This is a genomic window from Kitasatospora sp. NPDC088134, from assembly GCF_044741705.1.
Taxonomy (GTDB): domain Bacteria; phylum Actinomycetota; class Actinomycetes; order Streptomycetales; family Streptomycetaceae; genus Kitasatospora.
Genome location: NZ_JBIUTD010000007.1, coordinates 241,368 through 253,917, shown reverse-complemented (window position 1 = coordinate 253,917; position 12,550 = coordinate 241,368). Strand labels below are relative to the sequence as shown.

At 75.3% G+C, this 12,550-nt stretch carries 12 protein-coding genes; 4 read left to right on the top strand and 8 right to left on the bottom strand.

Going from position 1 to position 12,550, the window contains the following annotated elements; genetic code table 11:
* Positions 1-78 precede the first annotated feature (78 nt).
* From ACIOHG_RS14495 to ACIOHG_RS14475, 5 genes are all read right to left on the bottom strand, one after another.
* Positions 79-651 (bottom strand): hypothetical protein, encoded by a 573-nt coding sequence (locus ACIOHG_RS14495; RefSeq protein ID WP_400949714.1) that lies wholly within the window; start codon positions 649-651, stop codon positions 79-81.
* A complete protein-coding gene (locus ACIOHG_RS14490) occupies positions 648-1,760 on the bottom strand; it encodes a beta-ketoacyl synthase N-terminal-like domain-containing protein (protein ID WP_400949711.1) in 1,113 nt (370 codons plus the stop codon). Before ACIOHG_RS14490 ends, ACIOHG_RS14495 begins: the two co-directional genes overlap by 4 nt.
* The gene (locus ACIOHG_RS14485; RefSeq protein WP_400949708.1) at positions 1,757-2,083 is read right to left on the bottom strand and encodes an acyl carrier protein; all 327 of its coding nucleotides are present in this window, start codon (positions 2,081-2,083) and stop codon (positions 1,757-1,759) included. The genes ACIOHG_RS14490 and ACIOHG_RS14485 overlap by 4 nt, the downstream gene beginning before the upstream one ends.
* Positions 2,083-2,349, bottom strand: coding sequence for an acyl carrier protein (locus tag ACIOHG_RS14480; protein ID WP_400949706.1), 267 nt, complete (start codon positions 2,347-2,349; stop codon positions 2,083-2,085). Before ACIOHG_RS14480 ends, ACIOHG_RS14485 begins: the two co-directional genes overlap by 1 nt.
* Before the next feature lie 208 nt (positions 2,350-2,557).
* Complete coding sequence (locus ACIOHG_RS14475; RefSeq protein WP_400949704.1) at positions 2,558-3,967, bottom strand: class I adenylate-forming enzyme family protein; 1,410 nt, start codon at positions 3,965-3,967, stop codon at positions 2,558-2,560.
* Between the two features lie 190 nt (positions 3,968-4,157).
* On the opposite strand from ACIOHG_RS14475, the gene ACIOHG_RS14470 reads away from it, so the two are divergent.
* From ACIOHG_RS14470 to ACIOHG_RS14455, 4 genes are all read left to right on the top strand, one after another.
* Entirely contained in the window at positions 4,158-5,249 is a 1,092-nt protein-coding gene (locus ACIOHG_RS14470) for an alpha-hydroxy acid oxidase (protein WP_400949702.1), read from the top strand.
* Positions 5,250-5,340: 91 nt separating this feature from the next.
* Complete coding sequence (locus ACIOHG_RS14465; RefSeq protein WP_400949699.1) at positions 5,341-6,228, top strand: methyltransferase domain-containing protein; 888 nt, start codon at positions 5,341-5,343, stop codon at positions 6,226-6,228.
* Positions 6,228-7,745: an alpha/beta hydrolase fold domain-containing protein gene (locus ACIOHG_RS14460; protein ID WP_400949697.1), complete on the top strand. Its 1,518-nt coding sequence runs from the start codon at positions 6,228-6,230 to the stop codon at positions 7,743-7,745. Before ACIOHG_RS14465 ends, ACIOHG_RS14460 begins: the two co-directional genes overlap by 1 nt.
* Entirely contained in the window at positions 7,742-9,049 is a 1,308-nt protein-coding gene (locus ACIOHG_RS14455) for a PLP-dependent aminotransferase family protein (protein WP_400949695.1), read from the top strand. The genes ACIOHG_RS14460 and ACIOHG_RS14455 overlap by 4 nt, the downstream gene beginning before the upstream one ends.
* Positions 9,050-9,120: 71 nt before the next feature.
* On the opposite strand, the gene ACIOHG_RS14450 is transcribed toward ACIOHG_RS14455, so the two are convergent.
* The 3 genes from ACIOHG_RS14450 to ACIOHG_RS14440 all read right to left on the bottom strand — a co-directional run bounded on the left by ACIOHG_RS14450 (position 9,121) and on the right by ACIOHG_RS14440 (position 12,357).
* Positions 9,121-9,885, bottom strand: coding sequence for an ABC transporter permease (locus ACIOHG_RS14450; protein WP_400949692.1), 765 nt, complete (start codon positions 9,883-9,885; stop codon positions 9,121-9,123).
* Positions 9,886-9,933: 48 nt separating this feature from the next.
* Positions 9,934-10,893: an ATP-binding cassette domain-containing protein gene (locus tag ACIOHG_RS14445; protein ID WP_400949690.1), complete on the bottom strand. Its 960-nt coding sequence runs from the start codon at positions 10,891-10,893 to the stop codon at positions 9,934-9,936.
* Between the two features lie 258 nt (positions 10,894-11,151).
* The gene (locus tag ACIOHG_RS14440) at positions 11,152-12,357 is read right to left on the bottom strand and encodes a glycosyltransferase (RefSeq protein WP_400949687.1); all 1,206 of its coding nucleotides are present in this window, start codon (positions 12,355-12,357) and stop codon (positions 11,152-11,154) included.
* Between the last annotated feature and the right edge of the window lie 193 nt (positions 12,358-12,550).

Genomic DNA, 12,550 nt, shown 5'->3' with positions numbered 1-12,550 from the left:
AAGCCGCGGGGAGGGGGACGGGCGGGGCCTTCAGGGGCCTTCAGGGGCCTTCAGGGTCTTCGGGGGTTTCAGGGGTCTTCAGGGGGCGAGCAGGACGGCGGTGGCGCGGTCCGGCGGGCCCTGGACGGCGGTGACGGCGAGGACCTGGTCGGCGTCGCCGTCCTCGATCAACAGCCTTGCCTGCGTGTGCAGTTCGGCCTCGTCCTCGAAGCCGGGGCCGAGCGCGACGACCGGGCCGTCGAGCTGCCAGCGGGCCGCGAGGTGGCCGAGGACGGCGTTCGGGTTGGACTGGAAGAACAGCAGCGGGGCGACCCGGCGGCCGGTCCCGGTGGCCAGGGAGAGCGCGTCTGCGGTGCCGGTGTCGCCGGTCGGGCTGGCCAGCAGCAGGGCGGTGCGCGGTGCGCCGGCGGCGGGCGGTGGCCCGTAGTGGCGGCGCAGGCAGCGTTCGGCGGTCTCGGCCACCAGCGGGCTGAAGCTGGACTCGACGAATCCCGCGATCGGCGGGAGCGCGTCGTCCGGCCGCTCCGGCCAGCGGGCGGCGGCGAGCACCCGCAGCGGCCCGTCGAGCAGCCGGGGCGGCAGCTCCGACGGCGGTGGCGCGGCGGGGAGTTCGGTGGAAAGGGCTGTGAGGTCGGGTCTCGGGGCGGTCATGCGGGGGCCACCAGGAGTGCGGTGTTGGCGCCGCCGAACGCGGCGTTGACGGTCAGGACGGGGCCGGGCGCGGCCGGGCGCGGACGGTCCAGGACCAGGTCGAGCGCGCAGCCCGGGTCCGCGGCCTGCCAGCCGGCGTTGACCGGGAGCGCGCCCGCGCCCAGCACGCCGACGGTGACGGCGAGTTCGAGCAGCGCGGAAGCCTCCAGGGCGTGGCCGTGCAGGGACTTGGTGGAGCTGACCGGCGGGGTCCCGGCCGGGAACACCTCGTGCAGGGCGGCGGCCTCGGCCAGGTCGCCGAGCGTGGAGCCCGCGCCGTTGGCGTTGACCCAGCCGACCGCCTCCGGCCCGACACCGGCCCGGGCCAGTGCGGCGCGCACCGCCCGGGCCAGTCCGGCGCCGTCGGGACGCGGCCGGCAGACGTGGTGGGCGTCCCCGGTGCGGCCCCAACCCGTGATCACGGCAAGGGCGTTGCCGCCGCGCCGACGCAGCGCCGGGGCGGACTCCAGTACCACCGCGACCACCGCGTCGCCGAGCAGCATGCCCTGCCGGCCCAGGCTGAACGGGCGGACCGCGCCGTCCCCGGCCAGCGCCCGGCCGGCGTCGAACACCGCGAAGGTGTCCGGCTCGACCAGGTAGCCGGCGGCCACCACCACGCGTTCGCGGCGGCCGGCGGCGATCAGCGCGGCGGCGTCGGCGACCGCGGTGGCGGCGGCGACGCACGCCCCGGTGTAGACCCGGGGTCGCAGGCCGGTGCGCGCGGCGACCTCGGCGGCGACCGGTCCGGCCCGCCGGTCGCCGTGCAGGGCGAGCAGCAACTCTTCTTTCCGGTCGGTCAGTTCGCTGTCGGGTGGCCCGGAGAGGGCGCCCGCCTCGGCCAGCACGGCGGTCAGCAGGTCGGCCAGCCGGGGCGAGCCGGGCCCGGTCGCGGCCCGGTCGGTGCGGTACCCGGCGGTGGCGAACCGGTCCACCGGCGCGAACGCCGGACGGCCGGCCAGCACGCCGTCGGTGAGCGCGGCCGGGCCCGCGCCGAACGCGGAGCGGACGCCGACGCCGCCGACCAGGACGGCGCGCCGCGGCGGGCCGTTCCGGAGAGCGGTCGCGGTCATGGCGCGGCGGCCCCCGGGTCCGGAACGCCCGGGCGGTGGGCGGTGTGCTGCGCGGTGAGCTGAGCGTCGAGCTGAGCGGCGATCTGTGCGCCGAGCGCGGCGACCGCGTCGTCCACCGTCCGGATGGCGTCCAACCGGTCGTCCTCCAGGTCGAGTTGGACCTGGTACGCCTGCTCGGCCTCGGCGATCAGCCAGGTCAGTTCCAGCGAGCCCAGGTGCTCGTCGACCTGCTCGGGGGAGCGGTCGCCGTAGCGGGCGAGCATCGCCAGCGCCTCGGCGCGGTCGAACCCCGCCCGCCGGGCCTGCTGCGGTCGGACGTCCATCAGGCGCTGCCCACCGAGGTCTTCTCGATCCGGGCGGCGACCTCGGCACTGAACTCGTCGATGGTCATCAGCGCGGTGGACTCCATGTCGTCCAGCTCGAAGCGGATGCCGAACTCCTCCTCGACCTGCACCGCGAGGTCGGCCAGCGCCAGCGACTCCAGGTCGAGGCCGGCCGGGCCCAGGTCGGTCTCCGAAGTGACCTGCGAGACATCGTAGTTCATCGACGCCAGGGTGGTGAGGATGAACTCGCGGATCTTCTCCTGCATGGACTGCTCTCTCTTCAACGCGTCGGGGTTTCGTCGGGGCCGTGCGGAGTCGTACGGAGTCGTGCGGTGTCCGCGGCCGCCCGGGGAAAAGGGCGTGCGGTGTCCGGGCAGCGCGGACCGGCGGACGGGCGGCCGGGGTCTGGACCGGCGGCCCGCCCGGGGCGGCGGCGCACCGGGACGGGGTGGGACGGAGGTGGGGCGGGGTGGATCAGCGGGCGGCGGCGTCGGCCTGTCGGCGCAGGGCGGCGGCGTCCCGCAGCAGCTTCCCGGTGGCGGTCCGGGGCAGCTGCGGCAGCAGGTGCAGGCGGCGGGGCAGCTTGTAGCCCGCCAGTTCCTCGCCGAGCAGGTCGCGCAACCGCTCGGCCGCGCCGCCCGGTCCGGACAGCGGGGAACAGGTGCCTTCGGCGGTCGCGGCGTACGCCTCGATCGCGCCGTCGGCGAACACCACCACGGCCTCGACCACGCCGGGGAGCCCGGCGAGGGCCTGCTCGACCTCGTTGAGGTCGACCTTGAGACCGCCGATGGAGATCTGCGAGTCGCGCCGTCCGAGCACCGTCACCAGGCCGGTGCCGGCGTCGATCAGCGCGGCGTCCCGGGTGTGCAGCAGCCCGTCCGACCAGCGGGTCGGGTCGCTGAGGCCGAGGTACGGCGACTGCTCCCGGGCGATGTGCAACTCACCGCCCGCGAGCGAGAGTTCCATGCCGTGGACCGGTTCGACCGCCGGATGGTGCCGGCCGGTCAGGTCGGTGCCGATCACGCCGACCTCGGTCATCCCGTACATGGTGCCCAGCGGCACCCCGTAGCGGGCCCGGAAGGCCGCGGGCAGCTGCGGGCGGACCAGCTCGCCGGCCACGATCATCCGCCGCAGCTGCGGCAGTTCGGGCGGCGCGGCGGCCGCGGCCAGCAGCTCGGCGTGGAACGGCACGCCGATCACGGTGGTCGGCGCGCCGCCCTCGGCGATCGCCGCCAGGATGCCCGCGGGGGTCATCCGCTGCGGCACCACCAGTTCGACGCCCGCGTGCAGGGCGTGCAGCAGCCCGCCGACCAGGCCGAGGACGTGCACCGTCGAGGAGAGCAGCACCGTCCGCTCGCCGCGGGCCGGGAACTCCGGCAGCCGGGCGTAGCGGTCGAGTTCGCTCAGCAGGTCGGCGGCCGTCCGGGCGATCACCTTGGACGGGCCGGTCGAGCCCGAGCTGAGCTGTACCAGGGCGTGCCCGGTGGCGGCCGGGGCACCCCCCGGCAGCTGCTCGAACCGGGGCCGTCCGTCGGCGAGTTCGACCAGCACCCGGGGGTGCAGCCGGTCCACCGCGCGGTCCACCTCGGCGGCGGTCAGGCGGTGGTCCAGCAGGACCGCCTGCGCGCCGGAGCGCCAGGCGGCCAGCAGGACCGCGACGAACTCCGCCGACGGAGGCATCCGCAGCGCCACCGTGCCGTTCGCGCCGAGACCGGCGGCGGCCAACTGCCGCTGCCGCTCGGACACCAGGGCCCGGAGCGTGCCCCTGCTCACCGGTGCGCCGAAGCGCAGGCACGGTTCGCCGTCCGGTCCGGCGAGTAACTGCTCGTCGACCCAGTCCGCGGCAACCGTGCGGCCGCGCACCGGGATTGGGGTAAGCGTCAACGCAACTCCACGCGCTCGTGTGGGAAGCAAGGTTCGGAAGAGTTGTGATGCTTCAGTGATGACCCCCGTCGGTGCCGACCTTCGCACGGGAGTCCATCAAGGGTCAAGGTCTATACCAGTGGCGGACCGTCCCCCTACGCTGTCCCTCGTTTTCGCACGAGTTGACGGATCATCAGGAGGTTCGTTCGCGATGGTTCCGCTGACACTGGCGGAGCACGGCGCACTGGCCAAAGCCCGCCTCCCCGCCGTGATCTGGGACTTCTTCGAGGGCGGGGCCGGCAGCGAATGGACCCGGCGCGCCAACCTGACCGCCTGGCGCCGCCACGTGCTGCGCCCGCGCGTCCTGGTCGACGTCTCCGCCCCCGACTGCGGCACCGAACTGCTCGGTGCCCGGCTCGCCGCCCCCTACGGCGTCGCGCCGATGGCCTACCACCGGCTCGCCCACCCCGACGGCGAGTGCGCCACCGCGCGCGCCGCCGCCGGGGCCGGCGCCCTGCTGGTCGCCAGCATCTTCGCCAGCCGCACCCTGGAGGAGATCGCCGCCGCCGCACCCGGCGCGCCGCGCTGGCTCCAGCTGTACTGGCTGCGCGAACGGGACGCGCTCACCGCGCTGGTCCGGCGCGCCGAACAGGCCGGCTACGGGGCGCTGGTGCTCACCGTGGACGCCCCCAAGGTCGGCCGCCGGCTGCGCGACCTGCGCAACGCCTTCGCGCTGCCCGCCGACCTGACCGCCGTCAACCTGGCCCCCGAACTGACCGGCGCCGCCCGGGAGTCGGCGGCCGGGCGGTCCGGCATCGAGGAGCACTCCCGGCAGCAGTTCGACCCCCGCCTGCGTTGGGCCGACCTGGCCTGGCTGCGGGCGCGCACCGCGCTGCCGCTGGTGCTCAAGGGCATCCTGACCGCCGAGGACGCCCGGCTCGCCGTCGAGCACGGCGCGGACGCGATCGTGGTCTCCAACCACGGCGGCCGCCAGCTCGACGGCACCCCGCCCGCGCTCGCCGTCCTCCCCGAGGTGGTGGACGCCGTGGGGGGACGGCTGCCCGTCCTGGTCGACGGCGGCCTGCGGCACGGCGCCGACCTGGCCAAGGCGCTCGCGCTCGGCGCCCGCGCCGCACTGGTCGGCCGCCCCGTGCTCTGGGGCCTCGCGCACGGCGGCGCCGACGGCGCGCGGGCCGTGCTCGACCTGCTGCGCGAGGAACTGCTCGACACCATGGTGCTGACCGGCCGCCCCGCGCTGGCCGACCTCGACCGCACCGCACTCGCCCCCTGGCCGCCGTCCTGAGCACGCGTCGCTCTCCCCTATATAGAGGAGAGAGTGACGGAGCACCGTCAAAGAGGGCTGCCGCACCACCCCGCACGCACGAGAGGACCCCGTGGCGACCACCGCACAACCCGAGCCCGCCCCGTCCGCCGAGCCCGTCCCGCCGGGGGCCGTCCCGTCCGGGGCCGTCCCGCCCGGGGCCGGCCGTCCGGATGCCGCCGAACTGTTCGCGGACTGGGACTGGGAGGACCCCGAAGGGCTCAGCGCCCGCACCGACCGGTTCACCGAGGACCTCGCCCGCTGCCGCAGCATCGAACTGATCCGGCCCGAACTGCCGCACACCCACCAGGACTTCCAGGACCTCGGGATCACCGGCATCGAGTTCGCCGCGTTCCGCACCCGCCACCCGCAGGGCCTCGGCACCGACCTGGTCGGCCTGCACACCGACGGCGACGCCACCCGCCCCGGCCCGCTCTACCGGATCGACGGCAGCAGCCTGTTCACCCAGCTCGACATCACCCGGCCGCTCCCGTTCGCCGACCGCAGCGTCGACTGGGTCTACGCCGAGCACCTGATCGAACACGTCCCGCTCAGCGTCGCCGTCCCCTGGCTCGCCGAGGTCCGCCGCGTCCTGCGCCCCGGCGGGCTGCTCCGCCTCACCACCCCCGACCTGGCCCGCTACATCGAGGGCTACCTCGACGGCGGCGAACAGTTCTTCCGCCGCCACCGCCGCCGCCTGCGCACCATGCGGGTCGGACCGCCGATGCCGGAGCGCCGGGCCTTCATGCTGAACCAGATCTTCTACCACTTCGGCCACCGGTGGATCTACGACGAGGCCGAACTCCGGTACGTCCTCGACCGCGCCGGGTACCGAGACTTCACGATCGAACGGCGCGCCTTCCAGGACGGCGCCCGCCCCGACCTCGCCGACCTCGACACCGCCTTCCGCAAGGACGAGTCGATCTACCTGGAGGCCACCGCCCCCGGAGGAACCAGCTGATGCCGCTGCACCCCCAGGCCGAGGCGATGCGCGCCCGCCGCGCCGCGGCCGGCACCCCGCCGCTGTACACCCGCACCCTCGCCGAGGCCCGCGCCGCCGACCTCGCCGACCTGCGGACCGCCACCGGCGCCGGCGAACAGGTCCACAGCGTCCGGGAGTTCACCATCGACGGCCCCGGCGGACCGCTCACCCTGCGGCACTACCTGCCGAAGGCCGCGATCGACGAAACGGCCGGCCCCGCGCTGCTCTACCTGTACGGCGGCGGCTGGGCGCTCGGCTCGCTGGAGACCGGCGACCCGATCTGCCGGTCCCTCGCCAACGCGACCGGCGCCGCCGTCCTCGCCGTCGGCTACCGGCACGCCCCCGAACACCGCTTCCCCGCCGCCGTCCACGACTGCTGGGCCGCCCTCGACTGGATCGCCCGCCACGCCACCGACCTCCGCCTCGACCCCACCCGCCTCGCCGTCGGCGGCGACAGCGCCGGCGGCAACCTCGCCGCCGCCCTCACCCTCCTCGCCCGCGACCGCGGCGGCCCGCCGATCCTGCACCAACTCCTGATCTACCCGAACACCGACCACCGCGTCGGCCCCGAAACCCCTGCGGGGCGGCCGGGAGAGCGGGAGAAGGCTGGCTCCGCCGGGGGTCGGGGGGACGGCGAGGCTCCTGCGGGGCGGGCGGCGGAGCTGGAGAGCAGCGGCTCCGAAGCTCCTGCGGGGCGGCTGGGAGGGTCGGAGCAGGTCGGCTCCGCCGGGGGTCGGGGGGACGGCGAAGCTCCTGCGTGGCGGGCGGGAGGGTCGGGGGAGGTCGGCTCCGCCGGGGGTCGGGGGAGCGGCGAAGCTCCTGCGGGGCGGGCGACGGAGCTGGAGAGCAACGGCCCCGAAGCTCCTGCGGGGCGGCCGGGAGGGCCGGAGACGGCTGGCTCCGCCGGGGGGCGGGGGAGCGGCGAAGCTCCTGCGGGGCGGGCGACGGAGCTGGGGAGCGGCGGAGCCTGTGACGTGGCAGGCGTCTCTGCGGGGGTGGTCGGGGGCTGTGCCGAGCGGTCCGCCGGAGGCTCTGTGTGGGAGGTGGGAGAAGCTCCGGCGGGGTGGGTGGGAGGCTTTGCCGGGGGGACGGAAGTCCGCGAGGTGGCAGGTGTCCCTGCGGGGGTTGTCGGGGGTGATTCGGAGGACCCCGCGTTGTTCAATCGGCATTCGGTGGCCTGGTACTGGTCGCACTACCTGGCGGAGCCGGGGGACGCCGCGAATCCGCTGGCCTCGCCGTTGCGGGCGGCGGATCACCGGGGGTTGCCGGCGGCGACGGTGGTGACGGCCGAGTACGACCCGTTGTGCGCGGAGGGGGAGGAGTACGCCGAGGTGTTGCGGCGGGCCGGGGTGGCGGTGGAGTTGCGGCGGTACGCCGGGATGCCGCACGGGTTCTTCGCCATGCCCGCGCTGCTGGACGACGGGCGGGCGGCCCAACTGTTCGCCGCCGAGCGGCTGGTGGCGGCGTACGCGGCCGGGCGGGAGGCGGGGCGGTGAGTCGGGTGCTGCGGCTCGCCGAGCTGCACGGTTCGCTCGCGGATCCGCTGCTGGACGCGATGACCTTCCTCAACGAGGTCACCGGCCGCTACCCGGAGGCGATCTCCTTCGGGCCCGGCCGCCCGCACGAGGAGTTCTTCGACCCGGCCGACATCCCCGTCCACCTGGAGCGCTACCTCCGGTACCTGCGCGAGGAACGCGGGCTGACGGAGCAGCAGGTCCGCCGGGAGGTGTTCCAGTACGGCCGGACCAAGGGCCTGATCGCGCCGCTGATCGCCGGGGCGCTGGCCGCCGACGAGGGCGTCGAGGTGGACCCCGAGGCGATCGTGGTCACCGTCGGCGCGCAGGAGGGCATGCTGCTGGTGCTGCGCGCCCTGTGCGCGGGGCCGGACGACGTGCTGCTGGTCTCCTCGCCCTGCTACGTCGGCGTGACGGGTGCGGCCCGGCTGCTCGACCTGACGGTCCGTCCGGTGCCCGAGGCCGGCCCGCACGGCGGCCTCGACCCGGAGGCGCTGGCCGCGGCCGTCCACGAGCTGCACGCGGCGGGCAGGCGTCCCCGGGCCTGCTACCTGGTCCCGGACTTCGCCAACCCCAGCGGCGCCACCCTCGACGAACCGGCCCGCCGCCGTCTGCTGGCCGTCGCCGAGGAGACCGGCGTCCTGCTGATCGAGGACAACCCGTACGGCTTCTTCGGCCGCTCGGAACAGATCCGGCCCACCCTGAAGGCGCTGGACGGAGACCGCGGCAACGTGATTTATCTCGGGTCCTTCGCCAAGACCTGCTTCCCCGGCGCCCGGGTCGGCTACGTGGTCGCGGACCAGCGGGTCGAGGCGGACGACCGCCCCGGCAGCCTGCTCGCGGACGAGTTGGCCAAGCTGAAGAGCATGACCACCGTGAACACCTCGGCGCTCAGCCAGGCCGTGATCGGCGGCATGCTGCTGAGCGGCGGCCCGGGACTGCGGAAGGCCAACGAGCCCGCCCGGCAGTTCTACGCCGACACCATGGACACCCTGCTGACCCAACTGGAAACCGCTTTCCGCAACGTCCCCGGCGTCTCCTGGAACCACCCCGGGGGCGGCTTCTTCGCGGTCGTCACCGTCCCGTTCCGGGCCGACGCCCGGGCCCTGGACGACTGCGCCCGCGAGCACGGCGTGCTGTGGACCCCGATGGACGGCTTCCACCCGGACGGCGGCGGCACCCGCCAACTCCGACTGTCCTGCTCCTACCTGACGCCGGAGCAGATCACCGAGGGCGTCCGCCGACTGGCCGCGTTCGTCGCGCAGCGGCTCCCGGCCGACTCCTGAACGCACGACGGAGCGGGGCCCGGCGGAAGGAACTCCACCGGGCCCTACTCCGTGCTGTGCCGCGCAGGCGCTCAGCGGATGCGTTGGGCGAACAGCCGGGCCGCCCAGGCGACGGCGAGCACCATCGTCAGCGCGGTCAGCAGCAGGCCGCGCCACACCTCGGGGGCGTCCAGGTTCCCGGCGAACAGGGCGCGCATGGCCTCCACACCCCAGTAGCAGGGGTTCCAGGAGGCCGCGGTGCGCAGCCAGGCCGGGGCGAGCGCGATCGGCAGCAGGGTGCCGGAGAGCAGGGCGAGCGGCTGCGCGATGGTGTTGACGACCGGGCCGAGCGCCGCGTCCGTGGGCACCAGCAGGGCCAGGCCGTACGAGACCGAGGAGGACATCAGCGCCATCAGGGCGAGCAGCGCCATGGCGAGCAGCAGGTCGACCAGGCCGACGGTCAGGCCGAACGGGATCGCCAGCACGGCGATCAGCGCCGACTGGATCAGCAGCGCGGTGGTCTCCCGCAGCGCCCGGCCGAGCAGCAGCGCGACCCGGCTGACCGGCGTCACCCGGGAGCGCTCGATGACGCCCGCGTGCAGCTCGCCGAGCAGCGTGAAGCCGGTGAACAGGCCGCCCATCACGGCGAGCGCCGAGAGCAGTCCGGGCACGTAGATCCGGTATGCGTCGGCGGTGCTGTGCGCCCCGGACGCGGCCAGCGCGGAGGTCAGCAGCGGGGCGAACAGCAGCAGGTAGCACAGGGGTTGGAGCAGTCCGACGGCGATCCACACGGGGGAGCGGGCCATCAGGAGCAGTTGGCGCTGGTAGACCAGCCAGGTGTCGCGGGCGAGCTTCACGGGGACCTCGGGGACGTCGGTACCGGACGGCGGAAGGGGGAGAGGTGATCAGCTGCTGTGGACCAGCGCGCGGCCGGTCAGGGCCAGGAATACGTCGTCCAGGCTGGGGCGTTGGAGCTGGACGTGCTCCGGTTCGAGGCCGGCGGCGACCAGGGCGCCCAGCAGCTGCGGGATCGCGGTGGCCGCAGAGTCCACGTGCAGGCGCAGCCCGTCCTCGCCCGGCAGCGTCTCCAGGCGCCGTACGCACGGGAGTTCGGCCAGCGCGCGCTCGGCGTCGGCGGTCGCTCCGGCGTCGGTCAGGCCGATGGTGACGGAGTCGCCGGCGATCTTCTGCTTGAGCTCCTCGGGGGTGCCCTCGGTGACGATGCCGCCGTGGTCGACGATGCCGATCCGGTCGCACAGGGCGTCGGCCTCGTCCAGGTAGTGGGTGGTCAGCAGCACCGTCATGCCCTGCTCGCGCAGGCGGCGGACCTCGGCCCAGACCTGGGCCCGGCTGCGCGGGTCGAGGCCGACGGTGGGCTCGTCCAGGAACAGGACCCGGGGCCGGTGGACGACGCCCAGGGCGAGGTCGAGGCGGCGGCGCTGACCGCCCGAGTAGGTCTTGCAGGGGCGGTCGCCGAACTCGGTGAGGTCGAAGGCCGCCAGGCCCTCCTCGGCGCGCCGGACGGCCTCGGCCTTGCGGATGCCGTACATCCGGGCCTGCAGGACCAGTTCCTCACGGGCGGTGGCCTGGTCGGTGGTGCCGCCGCCCTGGGCGACGTAGCCGATCCGGCGGCGGACCTCGCCCGGGTCGGCCCGCAGGTCGGCGCCCGCGACGGTGACGGTCCCGCCGTCGGGGACGAGCAGGGTGGCGAGCATCCGCAGCGTGGTGGTCTTGCCCGCGCCGTTGGGCCCGAGCAGGCCGTAGATCTCGCCCTCCTCGACGGCGAGGTCGATGCCGCGCACCGCGTCGACGGAGCTGCCGCGACGGGGCCGGAAGGACTTGCGCAGCCCCTTGGTGACGATCAACCCGGACTCCTGTGGTCGTTCTCGGTGGGGTGGGGGAGGGAAGCCGGCCGGTCGGCCGACGGGAGAGGTCCGCGCGCGGTGCTGTGCCACGTCGTGCCGCATCGCGTCGCGCCGTGCCGGGGAGGGCGACGGCGGACGGGTGTGCAGACGTACGAATGCACGGGTACGCGGGTACGCGGGTACGCAGAAGGAGGGGCGGGCGGCGACGGGGGCGTGGGCCGCATGCCGGTGCCGACCCTAGGGCCCCGACCCGCCCGTTCACAATGGTCTGGACCACAACTCGGTGCGGTTCCGGCCTGCTGCGCGCACGAAGTGCTCCAGGCGTTCGGCCGCGGCCACCGCGCCTCCGCAGTCCAGGAGTTGACGGCCCAGCAGTTCGGCTGCGGCCCGGACCTCCGGCGCGTCCAGGGCCCGTCGCAGGGCGTCGCGCAGCTCGTCCGGGGTCGCGGTGGCGAAGTCGACCGGCACGGCCGCGCCCAGGGCGGCCAGCCGCGCGGCGGTGACCGGCTGGTCGTGGCGGATCGGTGCGACCACCAACGGCCGCCCGTGGACCAGGGATTCGCCGACGGTGTTCATCCCGCCGTGGCACAGTACGGCGTCCACCGCCCCGCGCGCGAGCAGTTCCAGCACCGGTACCCGCTCCAGGCCGATCGCCCCGGGCGGCAGCGCGCTCCCGCCGGGCGCGGCCACGATCGCCTGCACGTCGGGCAGTTGGGCCAGCGCGGCGGCCGCCCGGTCCAGGAACCCGCCCGCCACCTCGGCGGACAGCGTGCCCATGGTGACCAGCACCCGCCGCCGCCGGGGGTCCAACCGCTCCCAGGGGAAGGTGGGTTCGGGACGCGGCGCGAGCAGCGGGCCGACCGTCGCGTAGTGCTCCGGGACGGTGTCCAGCCCGAACAGGGCCGCGCTGCCCGCCGCGACCACCAGGCCGGGCGAGAAGCACGGGTCGGTGAACCCGTCGGCCGGCAGCCCCGCCCGCTCCCACAGCCCGCGCAGCAGTGCGTCCCGCCAGGCTGTCAACTCCCCGTCGCCGCCCAGCGGATCGCCGATCTCCAGGGTGGACGGGGCGAAGGTCGCCCACGGCACCCCCGCGCCGTGCGCGGCCAGCGCACCCGCCGGGCTGTGCTGATCCACCAGCACCGCGTCCGGCCGCCACTGCTCGACGGCCCGCCGCACCGCGCCCAGCGTGAACCGGGTGTGCGGCACCACGAAGCCCTCCCAGAGCGAGCGCACCGCCGCCGCGCCGCCCGCCGCCTGCTCCCGGAACACCCGGGCCCCCGTCGGGTGCACCTCGGCGTCCGGGCCGAGCACCGGCCGCAGCGCCGACTCCGGCCCCGTCCAGGCCGCCCGGTGGCCGCGTGCCGCCCAGGCCAGCGCCAGGGCGCGGGCCGGCAGCAGGTGCCCGGCCAGCGGCGGGACCACCAGCAGCAGGCGCAGCGGGGGATCGGGGACGGCAGGAGGCATGGCGGTTCCTTCCGGAGGACGGAGGACGGAGGACGGAGGGCGGAGGAGGCGAGGACGGAGGAGGCGAGGAGGCGGGGAGAGCCGGAGCCGGACGCGGGCCGGGCGAATTTCGAACGAGTCGTGTGCCAACGACGGAGAATTGGTGCAGACCATTGGGGGTTGGTCCGAACCAAGCGGCGGAGATCCCTTGTGC

Coding starts and splice junctions, on each gene's coding strand:
- ACIOHG_RS14495 (WP_400949714.1), bottom strand. CDS start 651: ATGACCGCCCCGAGACCCGACCTCACAGCCCTTTCCACCGAACTCCCC.
- ACIOHG_RS14485 (WP_400949708.1), bottom strand. CDS start 2,083: ATGGACGTCCGACCGCAGCAGGCCCGGCGGGCGGGGTTCGACCGCGCC.
- ACIOHG_RS14470 (WP_400949702.1), top strand. CDS start 4,158: ATGGTTCCGCTGACACTGGCGGAGCACGGCGCACTGGCCAAAGCCCGC.
- ACIOHG_RS14480 (WP_400949706.1), bottom strand. CDS start 2,349: ATGCAGGAGAAGATCCGCGAGTTCATCCTCACCACCCTGGCGTCGATG.
- ACIOHG_RS14460 (WP_400949697.1), top strand. CDS start 6,228: ATGCCGCTGCACCCCCAGGCCGAGGCGATGCGCGCCCGCCGCGCCGCG.
- ACIOHG_RS14490 (WP_400949711.1), bottom strand. CDS start 1,760: ATGACCGCGACCGCTCTCCGGAACGGCCCGCCGCGGCGCGCCGTCCTG.
- ACIOHG_RS14440 (WP_400949687.1), bottom strand. CDS start 12,357: ATGCCTCCTGCCGTCCCCGATCCCCCGCTGCGCCTGCTGCTGGTGGTC.